We start from the raw sequence: 14,140 nt of genomic DNA on the forward strand, positions 1-14,140 counted from the left end.
CCTCGGCACCCCACAGGAACTCACCGACTACAGCGGCGAAATCGTCTGGTCCGCGCAATACGACGCCTACGGCAAAGTCGCCGCCGTCACCCTCGCTGGCGAAGACTACCTGGATCAACCGCTGCGTTTTCAGGGGCAGTACTTCGATGTTGAAAGTGGGCTGCATTACAACCGCCATCGGTATTACGACCCGAGGCTTGGACGGTATTTGACGCCGGATCCGGTGAAGCTGGCGGGTGGGTTGAACCAGTACCAGTACGTGCCGAATCCGACGGGGTGGGTGGATCCGTTGGGGTTGACGTCCAACTGCCCGCCGCCGAATAAGCCTGGGTGTGAGGTGCCGGGGGCGAGTGATGGGGTTAAGGTTGATGAGGGGGAGCCTGATGCACCAGCGCCTAAGAAAAAGCAGGAATATCTGTATCGAGGAGATTCAAGAGACCCGTCCGATGTTTTTGTGAACGGATTCAAAAGCAAGGGAGACAGCGAAGACTTATTCCTCCACTCCATTGATAGCGATTTTCCTCCAAGCGGCTTTATCAGTACCTCCCCCTCTCGAGACGTGGGAAAAGAGTTTGCTACCAGCTTTTTTACAAAAACCGGCTTTCTTTATACTTTGAAGAAAGTCGATGGCTATGATTTGAAGCAAGAATTAGGAAACCGATACAAATTTTCCCGAGAACAGGAATTCGCCGTCCCAAAAGTCATCAAAAACGAAGATATTCTAGGCGCCACGATAATTATTGATGATGGGCGTGACTTTGGTTACTCCATCCCGAATCCATATAGGAAAATTGACAAATGATTTCGGAGTTCAAAATTATCGTAGAAAAAGAACACGCAATCAAAGATGTAGTTCTGATTTGCGACAGCGAGGAAATAAGCATAACTCTAAGCTTGGACGGATTATCGCCAAAAACATACACCGGCAAAAATTTTTATCACTGTTTCGGTTTGATCCGCAAGGACAACCCTCTGGTAACTTTCTTTTGTAAAGGCTCAAAGTTAAATGTCCACCCCTCGAGCTTATCATCACAAATGTCTCTTGGATTAAAGGCTTATGAATTGACAAATGGAGCAGAACCATCACTGAAAGACGTAGTGTCGATATTTGACTACGAAAATGAAAACCTAACAAACTCGCCAGAACTACAGAGAGAATTTTTCTTACAGTGGATAGGGAATTAGGGGCAGAAAGACATATTTCTTGACGGCAGAATTGACAAAATGACGCCCACGTGAACTTTTAGAAAGACGCAGGCCGAGCGTTAACCACCACTACGTGAAGACCCTTTCTAGAAATAGATCGACAGAGTAAAAGAAATACATGAAGTACTGGAATGAGATACAAGACAGCAAATTCTTCAATATGGTCTTCAGCCGAAATATACCTATCGGAGAGGTTAAGCTATTCACTCTAAACATAGACAATAATCTTTCAACACTGACTTTGGCGTTTGACATCAGAGAAATTCCAGACACGCCTCCGAAGAACTGGGAGTCCATAAAATACAATTCTTGTCGCATAGGGATAACGTGCAATGAAATTACAAGCTTGACGGTATCCAATCTCCCCACGCGAGAAGTATTTCAATTATCCATTCAAACTATTGAGAGCAGGCACTTAGTTTGCGTTGCATCAGAGACTTCCGAGATAAAATTCATTACGTCATCATTGAGATTAAGAGAACCTAGCGTCTACTTAACAGAGTCACTTTTCTAAACATCACGCATCAAACACCCTCGCGCAGCGCCTGCAAGACCAAAAGCAATATCACCAAGACTAAAATTTATTACCTACCCCAAAGAGCACTCACCAATTTTTAAACAATAAAAATGCAATCCAGCCAGCTAAATCATTGGACTAGATATTTCGCAAAACCGGAGAAAAAATGAGTGATCAAGATTAAACCTTGGATACCCTTATACATGACTTTATTTCTATGGTAGAGACAAGCACGCTGATATTTGAAAAAAAATTTGGCACTCGAGATATTCGAAGGCTTTGGCATACCAAGGCGATAAAGCGTCGCGGGAGAGTTACTCGAGGCGTTAAATATGAATTGCACGGCATTGGCTGCCGCATCATTCTATCAACAGGAACTGTAGATTTCGACTATGGGCCTAATGGTGAAATCAATGGATTTGACACTTGGCGCTTATACATCTTTGCTTGTGAAAGGCCGTCTAAATATAGAAAATATTGCGACAAAGAAATAATCGAAAAAGAATTCGCCGAATACATAAATCTAAAGAAAATCAAGAAAATTTCCTTCATTAGCAACTTATATATATTGGCCACCTGAAAGAAACCGAATAGAATAAAACACATATAATCATGATAACTTTCGCATCTGCCTAAGAGACAGACATCAAAATTCGCAACATAAAAATCATTAGAAATATTGAGGAAACTATTTTTGAGACGAGAGCGAATGAAAAATGGCAGCCAAAAAGACTCGATACCGTTCGACTGGATGATTATAAAAGAACATGAGCAACAATAATAATACGTCTTTCGAAGATTTGATCAAAGGCTTCCTCAGTAAAGTCGAATAAGGGACAACGCTGCTGCAGAAAAAATTTGGTACACGAGACATTCTTAGGCTCTGGCGAAGTGGCCAAATAGAGCGTTGCGGAGAAATTATTGATGGCGTGGAGTATGAACTGCACGACGTAGGCTGTGCTATCCATTTTCCCACAGAGTTAGTAGATTTCGATTACGGCCCAAACAACAGAATCGACGGCTTTGACGTGTGGCGTCTTTATGTACGCCGCCGACAAGCCTGAAGAGTACAAAAAATACACTGACATCAATTTTCTTGAAAGCGAGTTCAAGTCTTATCTAGGCTCAGGCAGAATCAAAAAAATATCGCCCTCCGATGACCTCTATGAATTAATCGACCCGCCGGAAAACCTCTGAAAACAAGAGCATGGCTTGCAGATGACTAAGATATATCCCGCGCATATTGTCGAGATCGACCCAATCATTGAGGAAATGCTACTGCTCAGCATCAACGGTGTGACTGTGAGATGCTTCGCAGGCCACTGCCCGTCAGTAATCGAAGTAGGTGAGACCTACTCAGCCGAGTTCGAAATGGTGCTGCCGGACGAGATAGACATTTCAAAATGTGATGGCAGCGAAACACGTGTCGAGATGCTTGACAATGGTTTCTCATGCGAGATTTACGGGCGCTTAGAAGGCGATACGCTCAAGTCGTTCGTCGAATTTGCGGATCAAGATATCCACTTCGATTTACCGCACCTCAATGGTCAGTTTGTAAAAATCAGAGCACAAAGAATCGACGTCTCTTTCTGAGGAACTGATTTTCTGTAGGGCCTGCTGAGTCAGGCCCTTAAACCATCATTCAAACCCTCAACCCCCCTCACTGCTCATCCCCATCCTCCTCATACTCCATATCCGCCTCATCCGCATCATTCAACGGCACCGTCGCATCATCCATCAGCGAGCCCGGATCTTCATTCCCCGGATCATTGATAAACGGCAGTCCACTCGGGCCCTTCTCTTCTTTGCCTTCGGTTTCAGGAGTCATAGCGCACCTCTTGAGCGTGTGGGATGTATCACTTTCGAAAAGCCCTATCGCCAATCGTTCCTCTGCCTGACGGCCAGACACAAAAAACCCGGCACCAGACCGGGTTTCCGTTGATCAATCAGCGATGTTTATTTTTGTGTTTGTTCTTGTGCTTGTGGCCGCCGGAATGAGATCCGCCGTCGTCGTCGCCAAGATTGTTACCTACCGCGCCGCCTGCTGCACCGCCCAGGCCCGCGCCAATGGCGGAGCCGGTGGAGCCGCCGAGGCTGTTGCCGACGACCGAGCCGCCTGCCGCGCCAAGGCCGCCGCCAATCGCGGCTTCGGTGCGGTTGCGTTTGTTCGCGCCGACGGCACTGCCCGCCGCGCCGCCAACACCTGCGCCGACCGCTGCGCCCGTGCTGCCGCCAAGTTGTCCGCCAACCACATTACCCAGCGCACCGCCGAGACCACCGCCTACGGCAGCGGTGCCATCTCCGGCCGCCATCGCGCCCTGCGCCACGACCAAGCCAAAAAACAGTGCAGATAATGACAATCGCATATGAACCTCGCAGTTCCCGAATCGGGACAGTCCGCCCAAGCGGGGCGTATGCAGATTGGAGATGATTTCGGACGAAACGTTCAGCCATGAAAAAGCCCGACATCGAGCCGGGCTTCTTCTGACAGGCCATCAGTCTCAGTGGCGCTTGTGACCTTTGCCAAGGTTGCTGCCGACTGCGCCGCCGGCCGCGCCGCCCAGACCTGCACCGATGGTGGCGCCGTTGCGGCCGCCCAGGCTGTTGCCGATCACCGAACCACCGGCCGCACCGACACCGCCGCCGATCGCCGCTTTGGTGCGGCTGCCCTTGCGTGCTGCGACTGCGCTGCCCGCTGCGCCCGCAACGCCAGCGCCAATTACGGCGCCGGTGCTGCCGCCCATTTTCTGACCGACCACGTTACCCAGCGCGCCACCCAGGCCACCGCCCAGCGCCGCGGTGCCATCACCGGCAGCCATCGCACCTTGAGCAACCAGAAGGCCAAGAACCAGAGCAGGCAGTGTTAAACGCATGACGAAAACCTCAAATAAACGGGATGACGAAAAAGAGCGGGATTTAATGCCCTCGGCGCAGGAAAGTCCAGACGCAGGCGACAGCGTCGATTGGACCGCGATCAGGGAAAAGGTTTTATGCCGGACAAAAAAAAGCCCGCTGGGGAGACGGGCTGGAGACTTGCTTTCTAACGGATGGCTTCACACTACGTTGGCCAACGTGAAAAGTTTGTGAAAAAAAACCGACATTAATGTCAATGCCCGCCAGAGATTTCAAACCCCTATTCTTGCGCACATAAAAAACCCCGTTCAGTGACGGGGTACGGGATGAAATCACTTTCTGGTCCTTGCCGTGACCTTGGGCAGGAATTTCGCTTTCGGCCCTTTAGGGGCTGTGGACTTGATTCTCCCGATGCTCACCGGATCTTCGCCGAAACCCGACTGATACTCCGTCTGACCGCAGCGCACACAGTTGTTGAATGAAAATTCAGCGCCATCATCTTCGATATACGGACCTGTCATAGCCTCTCCCCTGCTTAATCGGGCCGACACTGGCAAAGCAGTTTTGCCTGAAAAATATCGCCCCTAAGCGCTTTTGAGACTAGCTGGTCACTACTGGACTTGCCGTTCAGAAAGACTGATCACCGACGAATGGAAAAAAGCGTTGCAAGCGATCATTCGCTAAAGATTTCCATCGAACGGCCGCTGCCCTTATTCCTACAAATGAATCTCAAGGAGAGGTCATGCAGATCAATGGATTCCCGAACATGCCAGTCGTAAAACTCACGGACGAGCAGATCGCTGCCGGCAAGGCCGGTGCGGAAAAACTCAAGGAAAAGATCGCCTCGGGTGAAATCACCATCAAATACCCGGACAAACCGCTTCTGCAGCCGGGCGTCGTCTACCATCCCAGCGAGCCCGCACCATCGGCGCAGCCTGACGGGACTTCGCCCCTCGTTGCCATCGATACACCGCTGACCTATGACTCGAGAGGCGCAGTGTTGCTCAAGCCACAAGGCTGATTGACGCGAAAAAGCCCACTCGTTGTGCGAGTGGGCTTTGCCTTGAACACAATAATCAGCGCAGCTTCACCGCCGTTCCGGTGACAAACACCACGACCATGCCACCCTTGCCTGCCGGCATGCTGATCTCAAAATCCACGCCAACCACAGCATCAGCCTGCAATGCCCGCGCTCGATCTTTCAGTTCGTCGGTTGCCTGAATGCGTGCTTCTTTAAGAGCCCGCTCCAACGTCTGCGACCGCCCGCCAAAGAAGTCGCGCATGCCCGCAAACATATCGCGGATCACGTTGACGCCCTGCACAGACTCGGCGCTGACGATGTCCAGATAGGCCGTGATCTGCCGCCCCTCGACGGAATGAGTGGTGGAAATGATCATGAAAGTCGTCCCTTTACTGCATAAGTGAAGGCAGCGATTGTAACGCGGCACCAGATCTGACCCGTGCCTCAATTGGATTTAACGACCCACAATTGATCCAGCTTCGTCGTAAAACTCGAACTCATCATCTCCCGCCGCATGCCCCAGGCCGGATCCGCCGGCACACTCCCCGCTCGCAACGTTCCATGCCCCCAGCGCTGATTGATCTGGTCGAGCACCCCCATCACCTTCTCCGCCGTCTGCGGTTGCGACTGGGCAAACAAGTCTTCGGTAAACTCTCCGGGCTGCCGAAGATCCATCAATAACACTTCAGCCTTGCTGTACTTGAAGTCCGGCCGGAACAATCGATCAACCGCCTCGCTCGCCACCTTGCTCAGCAATCGCACATCATTGGTCGGATAAGGCAACTCGATCAGCGCGCCATTGGCGTACTTCGCCTCTTCCGGATTGAACATGCCGGTGCGGATACTCACGCGGATCTTTTTGCACAGCGAATTCTGCGCACGCAGCTTTTCCGCCGCTCGATGCACATAAGTAGCAACGGCTTCCTTGATCGGTTCGATGGTAGTCAAACGATTGCCAAACATGCGGCTGCTGCAAATTTCCTGCTTCGGCGGTTCCGTCTCGGACAGTTCCAGACAGGATGTGCCACCCAGTTCGCGCGCGGTCTTCTCGATCACCACGCTGAACTTGCGCCGCAGCGTCCACGGATCGGCCTTCGCCAGGTCCATTGCGCTTCTGATCTGCATGCTTTCCAGATGAGCTTTCATGCGCCGACCAACGCCCCACACTTCGCCGACATCGGTGTTGCGCAGCACCCAATCGCGTTTGGACGGATCGCAGATGTCGACCACGCCGCCGGTGTGCGCCTGCAGGCGTTTCGCGGTGTGGTTGGCGAGCTTGGCCAGCGTTTTCGTGGGGGCAATGCCGACGCCGACCGGGATGCCAGTGCGCTTATAAACGGCAGAGCGGATGGTTCGACCAAACGCTGTCAGGTCCCCAGGAATGCCGCTGAGATCGCCAAACGCCTCATCGATGCTGTAAACCTCGACGGCGGGCACCATGGATTCGATGATCGTCATCACCCGCTCGCTCATGTCGCCATACAACGCGTAATTGCTGCTGAACACCTGGATGCCATGGCGGCGCAGATCGTCGCGAATCTGAAAATACGGCGCGCCCATTTTCACAAAAGGTTTGGCGTCGTAGCTGCGCGCAATAACGCAGCCATCGTTATTGCTCAGCACGACAATCGGCGTCTTCGCCAGATCGGGCCGGAACACTCGTTCACAGCTGGCATAGAAGCTGTTGCAATCAATCAGCGCGAAAACCTGCTCACGATTTGCCATGATCGCGCACGCTGTAAGTCACCACACCCCAGATCACCAGCTCATCCCCTTCCATCACGTAGCGTGGCGGGTATTTGCTGTTGGCTGAAAATAGGATGATGGTGTTGTCGCGCATGTGCAGGCGCTTGCAGATGGGTTCGGAGTTGAGACCGGCGATGACGATATCGCCGTGCTCGGCATTCAGGCTGCGATCGACGATCACCAGATCACCGCAAAATATCCCGGCGTCCTGCATGCTCTCGCCTTCAATCTTCGCCAGATAAACGTGCGGCGCACGAATGTCGAAAACCTCATCCAGCGAAATGTGTTTTTCAATGTGATCAGCCGCCGGCGAAGGAAAACCGGCGGGAATCCGAAACGAATACAGCGCAAGCTTTTCGCCCGCGCCTGACAAAGGGCCGAGGATGGTGACGCTCATGATACGAACCTGATAGTGAATTTACTGTATGCGCATACAGTAAACTCGGGACGGTTCGGGGGGTCAATGAGGCGTGTAGGAGATTTCGACGGGTGACAGGGTTTTGTACAACATCTGCCCGAAATTGGATTTCGCGGCTACGCGTGGACTTCACGATCGAGCACGTCTGCAACCCATTGATTGATGCTCTTATGGGCTAGCTGCGCCTTTACAGCGACCGTCGCATGCAGCGCTGGCGCCAAGCGCAGGCTGAGATTCCCCGAATACGGTTTCTGCGGTGCGCGACCGAGCCTGGCGCAGGTATCGAGATAATCAGTCACGGCCTCCTGGAACGCGTTTCGCAGCTCTGCGACCGACTCACCATGGAATCCGACGACGTCCTTGATACCGGCGACATGGCCGACGAAGAGCCCGTCTTCGTCACTGTATTCAATCCGGGCGGCATAGCCGTTGTAGTTCATTACGTTCACGGGATGACTCCTGCTTGCTCAAGAAAAGCCCGAGCGTCACGCACCTGATAGGGCTTTGCTTCTTTGTCTGGGTGAGGCCGGTGAAAAGTCACGACCACACCGTTCAATTCAAAGCGCACTCTTGAACCATTGCCTTCAATGGTCTGGGCGCCCACTGCGCCGAAGAGCGATTCCATACGCACCCACTCCAAGTTATTCGGGATCGGCCTTGAAAAAATAGCTTTGAGCGTGCCGCGCTGTTTGTTGTTCATGGTATTAGATCATGATACCGCGATGGTAGGGCAACTGGGTCAAACCGCAATTACGAGGAGAAGGCCTGCTTTCTGCGGGAAAAGTATTTCCTGATGAAGTCGCTGCAGACTGGTACGGCATCAGGATAACGAGAGACTCAATGCGCGGTTGTAGGCAAATTCTCGGAGTTGTGTGAGGAAGAGCGACTTTTCCGTTTCCGACACGCAGAGTTCTTTTCCGAGTACCAGAATTGGGGAATCGCGATATAGCGCAGATATTTTTGGCGAGAAAAAGGTGAGGGAGCTGTGCTCTTGGCGCACCATCCAAGGCACAAAAAAACCGACACTGAGTCGGCTTCGTTTTATTATTCGTTTTTTTGGTTTCCAGAAACGCAAAACCCCTGAAAACTTTAACGTTTTCAGGGGTTTTGTCGTTTCAAATTTGGCGGTGAAGGAGAGATTCGAAACTACCCGTTTGCGGTTTTCTGAGCATACCCCCCCGGTTTATAAGGGCTGCAGAGGAGCGAGATTTTGAATCTCAGTCCCATGCCAGTCCCATGGGTTTTGCGCACCAGGTTGCCGAATAGGGTCGCGAAGGCCATTTCGACGTTTCATGTTGACCCATGGGAAAAAGGTAATTTTGGTAATGCAGCATGAGGCTACCTCTGGAAGCCTCGAAAAGCGGGCCATTGAGAGAATTCCGTAGAGGTAATAATTTGGTAAGTATGAGGTTAGAAAATTACCTTTCCTATGAGTAATCCCTGATAGCCCTCAAACCCAGTAAAATGGGGCACTTCATAAATTATTACCCTAACCCTTACCTAAAATTACCTCTTGAGGTAATGACTGCAGGTCAGGCACTACAAGGGCTGCAGCCAACTTTTATCCCTCGCTTACCAAAATTACCTTTTTCCCAGCCCACGTCTGAAAAATATCTATGCGTCATTAGTTATGGCGTTAGATACGTGAGTTGATTTCCTATCAACCCTCCGCCCCGGCCTGCACTGGCGAACCCCCTTAAATCCTCATGGTCACTGAATATTTGCTAGCTATTTCCGAATAAATTATCAAGTAATGTGGACACATTGTGGACACTTAAAACTAGAAGACTAGGCCCTACTAGCCTTCAACTCTCCCAGCCAATACTGAATTATCGGGGAGCGCTCCCCGCGGGCCTGTGTAACTTTCGATCAGTGCGCCTACACTGGAGACCGATCGAATCACCATCCTTTCACCTAACCCTATTGAGATTTCGCACGTGCCTGACATTTCCTCCATTTGCGCAGAGATTTCCCCGCTCCTGCCTCCCCTGTGGGAGAACATCAAAGGCTTTGCGAACTCTTCCTTTACGACGTCGCTGGCGGGGGCTTTCGCCGGTGCGGTTGCGGCGCAGCGCATTGCGGAAAAAGGAAAATTCAGAGAGGAGTTGGTAAAGGAGTTTCACAGTACAAATGCGGTGATATCCCTCGCGGCGGCGGCGGCGAGCCTCGCGATGGCGTTAAAAAAGCAGCACGTCAAAGCCCTAAAGGACTCTTACGATGATGATCTGAAACGATTTGAGGAGTACAAAGAAAAAATCTATCGCCGCCAGCTGCCACCAGACACTCCTTTCGAGATGAGCCCTAATATGCTGTATTTACAGGGAATTTCGCCTCCAATTGCCACTATCCAAGATATCGTCCTGAGTCGGTTGTCTGCCGCTGGGCGGACGATCTCTGCTGTTACCGCACTTGCTGATTCCGTAGAAAATCTGAACACAGCGCTGTCGAAGCGAAACGAGCTTTTGAATGCTTTCAAAAATAAACAGCTTCCGGAGGGGGCTTCTTTCCACCACATGTACTTTGGCTTGCCCTATGGAACGAGGCAAACAAACCAGGAGTACGGGGGAGCGGTTGCGGCCATTTATCTCTACACAGATGACATCATTTTTTTCAGTATCAAGCTTTGCGAGGACTTGCGAGACCATGGCGAGCTACTCAAAAAACGCTACAGGTCGCGGTTAAGGGGCAGTCCGCCAAGGATCTCCACAGTCGACTTTGAAACCCCGCGTAAGAATGGATTGGTTCCAAAGGACGAAGATTACGAAGCTTGGCTATCCGGCTTCGTCTCGATGCAAGAGACGAAGCCCAAACGGTGGCAGCACCTAAATCCGAGGACTTGGTTCAATTGAGCCTACTACGTCCGTGATTCATGATCCCATCCGCACTTAGAATCGTGATTACACCGTGTGCAATTTTGAAAAGACGCCGGTTACGCTAAAGGCTTGTACCGTCTGACCTCCAGAGAGTTTTGAGCTGTTTTGGAAATGCTGGAATGCGTTTCTGCTGCAAACGGTTCCAGATTTCAAAACGTGCCAAATTTGACGTTTTCGAATTTTCTAACCAATGATTCCGGGCACTCCAGCGCCCCCTCTTCATTACCGCCACATGCACCGCTGTGCTGTGGCGCTGCAATCCCCTTCAAAGCTTTGCACTCCTTGAAATGACCCACCACCTGCATTGCCCCACGGGCCGCGTGCGTTGTAGGTCGGTTTGCGCTACATCTGAATTTGCAAAAAAAAAGGACGCAAAGCCCGTCGGCGGGAGGGGGATAAGTGCTTTTCTCGCGATTTTTTCTTGGCCACATACATTTTCACCCTGAAGAAATAGGTGCCCTTAGGTTGGTTTTTCGATTGGCTACCACCGATCAAAAATTGCCAGCAGTGATGGCATTCTGCCCGCCGGCATGGCAACCTAATACGATTTTCAAAAAATACCAATTCCTAAAAATAACATCCCGGATTTATGTTAGAAGTTTCATTATTGGAGTAACACCTATGAAAGGAATGAACGTGGATGCGACATTGTCTGCAGAAAAGCCAAAGTCTATTCTTAAAACTTCACTAAAGCTGGATGCAAAAGCGTTAGCAGTATCTTTAGCAAAAGGTGTCGGACATGCGTTGCTCGGTAAATTTGATGACTTAGCTGACGACGGAGTTGACGCAGCATCAGCAATCGGCTTTGAAAGCAAGACACCAGAACATCTATTATATAACTTACTACAGCGCTCAACGGTGGCATCTCTTTCAAGCCTCCTAGTAGATTCAAAGGATCAACTCCCAGAGCAATACGACATTTCCAAGCTTGAGCCTTTACTTGAAACTCAAATTCTAACCTGCAAGGTTAGTAACGACTTCTTTAAGAACCCAGCAAAATTTCCACTTATAAAATCTATCGCCGAAGCCATATTAGCCTGGCTGATAGAAATTGGGGTTTCGCAAGCAAAATCGAAAACAATCTCATCACGACTGGCAGGATACTTTCCTCATGAACTTCACAAGGAGTGGCAATCTAACTCTGCGGCTTACAAGGATATAATCGACGCCTTAAATTCCCCATTTAGTTTATCTGTCGAGCGAGAACTAGCTTGGAAGCTTTATGATGCTCAACTGCAACGTCGTTTGGAAGACTCTGTCTTTGGCGAGCCGTTTGGACTCCGACAAATCTATATACCTCTTAATGCGTATTATGAAGAAAGCCCAGTAGCGAAGGACATTTCAGATGATCGTTCAAGCAGCAGAAAAGTTGTGGTGCGACTTTCTGAAGAGCTAGATCGTTGGTTATCATCAACTAAAAAAGAAGATGCAGTACGAGCGATAAGCGGAGGACCCGGCAGTGGAAAATCCTCTTTCTCAAAAGTCTATGCCGCACACGTTTCTAAGCAAGGAGCTATTAAAGTTTTATTCATACCCCTACACTTCATTGATCCTGCCCGAGATTTTGTTGACGAGATCGGCAGATTCCTGAGTGATGAGGGTATTATGAAAGTCAACCCGCTAAAAAGGGAAGAACTTACCTCAGATCTTTTGATAATCCTAGATGGACTGGACGAGCTTGCTAGTCAGGGCAGAGCAGCCGCTGAGACCGCGAGAAACTTCGTGCGCTCTGTTCAGTTAACTGTTGACCGAATCAATATGAATGGATTGTGTGTTCGCGTTCTACTAAGCGGACGCGAAGTAACGATCCAAGGCTCTGAAAGCGAGTTGCGCCAAGTAAGGCAAATTTTGACAGTGCTCCCTTACTATACAGACAACTCCAAACCCCACCAAACCCACAACGCCTTTGAAGATCCAAAATCAATACTATCAAAGGATTTTAGGAACGACTGGTGGAAAAACTATGGTGAATTGACAGGATTAGGTTACAGCGAACTGCCTACAGACTTAAAGCGTGACGATCTGGATGAGATTACAGCACAACCCCTACTGAACTACCTTTTAGCTCTTAGTTATTGCAGAGGCAGGCTAAATTTTTCTAAGGGCGTCAACCTCAACCAAATTTATGATGATTTGGTTGAGGCAATTTATGAGCGAGGTTATGAGAACGGGCGGCAACACGGACCAATAAAACTTTTAAAAGAAGCTGATTTCTTTTCTATTCTTGAAGAAATCGGACTGGCTGCATGGCACGGGGATGGCAGAACGACGACTATTAGTGAAATCGGGCGCTACTGCGAACTAGGCGGATTGGGACAGCAGCTAAACGCATTTCAAGAGGGCGCTGAAGCAGGAATTACCTCTTTGCTAGCTGCCTTCTTTTTTAGACAACACGGTTCAAGACCTAAAGGCGATCCAACCTTTATATTCACTCACAAAAGCTTTGGCGAATATTTGACAGCTCGCCGCCTAGTAAGGGCAATGCGAGAGATTGTAGAAGAGACCAGCAGAAGGCAGGGACGCGGCAGAGGTTGGGGGGAAACGGAGGCGTTGGCATATTGGGCGGAAATGTGCGGACCTTCTGCTTTATCAACCAACATCCACGACTTTCTGCGCTCGGAAGTAAAGCTACAGCCCCCAACAATGATCGAGGCCATGCATCAGTGCTTCATCAATCTTTTCAATCATCTGTTGGTGAATGGCATGCCAATGGAGAAAATTACAAACCTGGTGTCGTTCCCTGACTCGTTGTTTCAGGCACGAAATGCAGAAGAGTCCTTATTAGCTGCGATGAATGCTTGTGCACTGGCCTCCTCTCAAATAAGCAATATACTTCATCCTAACAAAGTAGCTTTTGGGACATGGTTAAAGCGCATTCAACAACAGAGAAGCGGCCCTGAACATACTTTACTTTTGTCATGTATGTCTTGGCTAAATCTCTCCGGCATCTGCTTGGACTTGGCAGACTTGTATGCAGCAGATATTTCGAACTCCAACCTCGAAAAAGCATTTGGCTTCAGAGTTGCTTTAGGAAGAGCAACAGCAATTGACACGAACTTTTCAAATGTAAACTTTAATGACGCCTTCTTCTGTCTTGGAGATTTTGAAAGAGCCAACTTCGCCAACGCTCGACTACAACAAGCCAACTTTGACGACACCACCTGTACGGAAGCAAACTTTGCCGGAGCAGATTTATCTAATGCATCTTTTAAAGATGCAACAATAATGAACGCAACTTTAACCGGCGCTGATATCACTGATGTAAAATTTCCCCCTAGCGTACAGCCGAGCTTTAGAAGTATAAAAAGCAGAAACAAAACCAGAAGACTTGCAAAATAGAAAATAGGGCTTGCAATCTCTCTTTACTGCAACAATGCAAGCCCCATTACACCCTAGAGCTTGGGACGATGCCCCAAGCTTTTTAACTTTTTATAACTACCATTCAACACCTTAACCGCCGCCAATTAACGATACACTTAATAGGAGCTAGCGATATATACAAAAAG

19 protein-coding genes are annotated in these 14,140 nt (G+C 49.7%); 10 read left to right on the forward strand and 9 right to left on the reverse strand.

The features are described from left to right. From AC4IHP_RS19485 to AC4IHP_RS19515, 7 genes are all read left to right on the forward strand, one after another. On the forward strand, nt 1–802 hold an 802-nt coding region (locus tag AC4IHP_RS19485; RefSeq protein WP_490832494.1), incomplete at its 5' end, for an RHS repeat domain-containing protein. Continuing rightward, nucleotides 799–1,185, forward strand: a complete 387-nt coding sequence (locus AC4IHP_RS19490) for a hypothetical protein (protein WP_490832495.1) — start codon at nt 799–801, stop codon at nt 1,183–1,185. The genes AC4IHP_RS19485 and AC4IHP_RS19490, both read left to right, overlap by 4 nt. Before the next feature lie 181 nt (nt 1,186–1,366). After that, nucleotides 1,367–1,720, forward strand: a complete 354-nt coding sequence (locus AC4IHP_RS19495; protein ID WP_490832553.1) for an Imm50 family immunity protein — start codon at nt 1,367–1,369, stop codon at nt 1,718–1,720. A 190-nt stretch (nt 1,721–1,910) separates the two neighbouring features. Next, nucleotides 1,911–2,303 carry a DUF6896 domain-containing protein gene (locus tag AC4IHP_RS19500; RefSeq protein ID WP_490832496.1) on the forward strand — a complete coding sequence of 131 codons (393 nt, stop codon included), beginning with the start codon at nt 1,911–1,913 and terminating at the stop codon, nt 2,301–2,303. Nucleotides 2,304–2,622: 319 nt separating this feature from the next. Further along, on the forward strand, nt 2,623–2,787 hold the full coding sequence (locus AC4IHP_RS19505; RefSeq protein ID WP_490832554.1) for a DUF6896 domain-containing protein: 165 nt from the start codon (nt 2,623–2,625) through the stop codon (nt 2,785–2,787). Then, on the forward strand, nt 2,765–2,920 hold the full coding sequence (locus AC4IHP_RS19510; RefSeq protein WP_490832497.1) for a hypothetical protein: 156 nt from the start codon (nt 2,765–2,767) through the stop codon (nt 2,918–2,920). The genes AC4IHP_RS19505 and AC4IHP_RS19510 overlap by 23 nt, the downstream gene beginning before the upstream one ends. Before the next feature lie 21 nt (nt 2,921–2,941). Continuing rightward, on the forward strand, nt 2,942–3,316 hold the full coding sequence (locus AC4IHP_RS19515; protein WP_490832555.1) for a hypothetical protein: 375 nt from the start codon (nt 2,942–2,944) through the stop codon (nt 3,314–3,316). A gap of 67 nt (nt 3,317–3,383) precedes the next feature. Here AC4IHP_RS19515 and AC4IHP_RS19520 read toward each other — a convergent pair whose 3' ends face one another. The 4 genes from AC4IHP_RS19520 to AC4IHP_RS19535 all read right to left on the reverse strand — a co-directional run bounded on the left by AC4IHP_RS19520 (nt 3,384) and on the right by AC4IHP_RS19535 (nt 5,097). Beyond that, nucleotides 3,384–3,551 (reverse strand): hypothetical protein, encoded by a 168-nt coding sequence (locus AC4IHP_RS19520; protein ID WP_016773805.1) that lies wholly within the window; start codon nt 3,549–3,551, stop codon nt 3,384–3,386. A gap of 118 nt (nt 3,552–3,669) precedes the next feature. Continuing rightward, complete coding sequence (locus AC4IHP_RS19525) at nt 3,670–4,089, reverse strand: glycine zipper domain-containing protein (RefSeq protein WP_024012287.1); 420 nt, start codon at nt 4,087–4,089, stop codon at nt 3,670–3,672. Between the two features lie 135 nt (nt 4,090–4,224). Further along, nucleotides 4,225–4,596, reverse strand: a complete 372-nt coding sequence (locus AC4IHP_RS19530) for a bacteriocin (RefSeq protein WP_123418714.1) — start codon at nt 4,594–4,596, stop codon at nt 4,225–4,227. A 312-nt stretch (nt 4,597–4,908) separates the two neighbouring features. Further along, a complete protein-coding gene (locus AC4IHP_RS19535; RefSeq protein ID WP_490832498.1) occupies nt 4,909–5,097 on the reverse strand; it encodes a hypothetical protein in 189 nt (62 codons plus the stop codon). A 221-nt stretch (nt 5,098–5,318) separates the two neighbouring features. Here AC4IHP_RS19535 and AC4IHP_RS19540 point away from each other — a divergent pair, with 221 nt between their 5' ends. Further along, nucleotides 5,319–5,597: a hypothetical protein gene (locus AC4IHP_RS19540; protein ID WP_460117738.1), complete on the forward strand. Its 279-nt coding sequence runs from the start codon at nt 5,319–5,321 to the stop codon at nt 5,595–5,597. Between the two features lie 55 nt (nt 5,598–5,652). Here the strand turns inward: AC4IHP_RS19540 and AC4IHP_RS19545 are convergent, their stop codons facing one another. From AC4IHP_RS19545 to AC4IHP_RS19565, 5 genes are all read right to left on the reverse strand, one after another. After that, entirely contained in the window at nt 5,653–5,973 is a 321-nt protein-coding gene (locus tag AC4IHP_RS19545) for a YbjQ family protein (protein WP_016773801.1), read from the reverse strand. 68 nt (nt 5,974–6,041) lie between these two features. Next, nucleotides 6,042–7,322 carry a Y-family DNA polymerase gene (locus AC4IHP_RS19550; protein ID WP_460117736.1) on the reverse strand — a complete coding sequence of 427 codons (1,281 nt, stop codon included), beginning with the start codon at nt 7,320–7,322 and terminating at the stop codon, nt 6,042–6,044. Next, nucleotides 7,309–7,740, reverse strand: a complete 432-nt coding sequence (locus AC4IHP_RS19555) for a LexA family protein (protein WP_460117734.1) — start codon at nt 7,738–7,740, stop codon at nt 7,309–7,311. Before AC4IHP_RS19555 ends, AC4IHP_RS19550 begins: the two co-directional genes overlap by 14 nt. Before the next feature lie 137 nt (nt 7,741–7,877). After that, nucleotides 7,878–8,210: a type II toxin-antitoxin system HicB family antitoxin gene (locus AC4IHP_RS19560; protein ID WP_460117732.1), complete on the reverse strand. Its 333-nt coding sequence runs from the start codon at nt 8,208–8,210 to the stop codon at nt 7,878–7,880. Next, on the reverse strand, nt 8,207–8,461 hold the full coding sequence (locus tag AC4IHP_RS19565; protein ID WP_460117730.1) for a type II toxin-antitoxin system HicA family toxin: 255 nt from the start codon (nt 8,459–8,461) through the stop codon (nt 8,207–8,209). Before AC4IHP_RS19565 ends, AC4IHP_RS19560 begins: the two co-directional genes overlap by 4 nt. Nucleotides 8,462–9,698: 1,237 nt before the next feature. Between AC4IHP_RS19565 and AC4IHP_RS19570 the strand changes: the two genes are divergently transcribed. Beyond that, on the forward strand, nt 9,699–10,610 hold the full coding sequence (locus AC4IHP_RS19570; protein WP_490832499.1) for a hypothetical protein: 912 nt from the start codon (nt 9,699–9,701) through the stop codon (nt 10,608–10,610). 501 nt (nt 10,611–11,111) lie between these two features. Continuing rightward, the gene (locus AC4IHP_RS19575; protein WP_490832500.1) at nt 11,112–13,973 is read left to right on the forward strand and encodes a pentapeptide repeat-containing protein; all 2,862 of its coding nucleotides are present in this window, start codon (nt 11,112–11,114) and stop codon (nt 13,971–13,973) included. The last annotated feature ends 167 nt before the right edge of the window (nt 13,974–14,140 follow it).

The organism is Pseudomonas sp. UF-293 (assembly GCF_058245595.1).

What these genes read in the sequence shown, in the direction of transcription:
- AC4IHP_RS19495 (WP_490832553.1), top strand. Translation starts at nt 1,367, where the DNA reads ATGGTCTTCAGCCGAAATATACCTATCGGAGAGGTTAAGCTATTCACT.
- AC4IHP_RS19515 (WP_490832555.1), top strand. Translation starts at nt 2,942, where the DNA reads ATGACTAAGATATATCCCGCGCATATTGTCGAGATCGACCCAATCATT.
- AC4IHP_RS19555 (WP_460117734.1), bottom strand. Translation starts at nt 7,740, where the DNA reads ATGAGCGTCACCATCCTCGGCCCTTTGTCAGGCGCGGGCGAAAAGCTT.
- AC4IHP_RS19565 (WP_460117730.1), bottom strand. Translation starts at nt 8,461, where the DNA reads ATGAACAACAAACAGCGCGGCACGCTCAAAGCTATTTTTTCAAGGCCG.
- AC4IHP_RS19550 (WP_460117736.1), bottom strand. Translation starts at nt 7,322, where the DNA reads ATGGCAAATCGTGAGCAGGTTTTCGCGCTGATTGATTGCAACAGCTTC.
- AC4IHP_RS19520 (WP_016773805.1), bottom strand. Translation starts at nt 3,551, where the DNA reads ATGACTCCTGAAACCGAAGGCAAAGAAGAGAAGGGCCCGAGTGGACTG.
- AC4IHP_RS19525 (WP_024012287.1), bottom strand. Translation starts at nt 4,089, where the DNA reads ATGCGATTGTCATTATCTGCACTGTTTTTTGGCTTGGTCGTGGCGCAG.
- AC4IHP_RS19535 (WP_490832498.1), bottom strand. Translation starts at nt 5,097, where the DNA reads ATGACAGGTCCGTATATCGAAGATGATGGCGCTGAATTTTCATTCAAC.
- AC4IHP_RS19490 (WP_490832495.1), top strand. Translation starts at nt 799, where the DNA reads ATGATTTCGGAGTTCAAAATTATCGTAGAAAAAGAACACGCAATCAAA.
- AC4IHP_RS19530 (WP_123418714.1), bottom strand. Translation starts at nt 4,596, where the DNA reads ATGCGTTTAACACTGCCTGCTCTGGTTCTTGGCCTTCTGGTTGCTCAA.
- AC4IHP_RS19540 (WP_460117738.1), top strand. Translation starts at nt 5,319, where the DNA reads ATGCAGATCAATGGATTCCCGAACATGCCAGTCGTAAAACTCACGGAC.
- AC4IHP_RS19510 (WP_490832497.1), top strand. Translation starts at nt 2,765, where the DNA reads ATGTACGCCGCCGACAAGCCTGAAGAGTACAAAAAATACACTGACATC.
- AC4IHP_RS19545 (WP_016773801.1), bottom strand. Translation starts at nt 5,973, where the DNA reads ATGATCATTTCCACCACTCATTCCGTCGAGGGGCGGCAGATCACGGCC.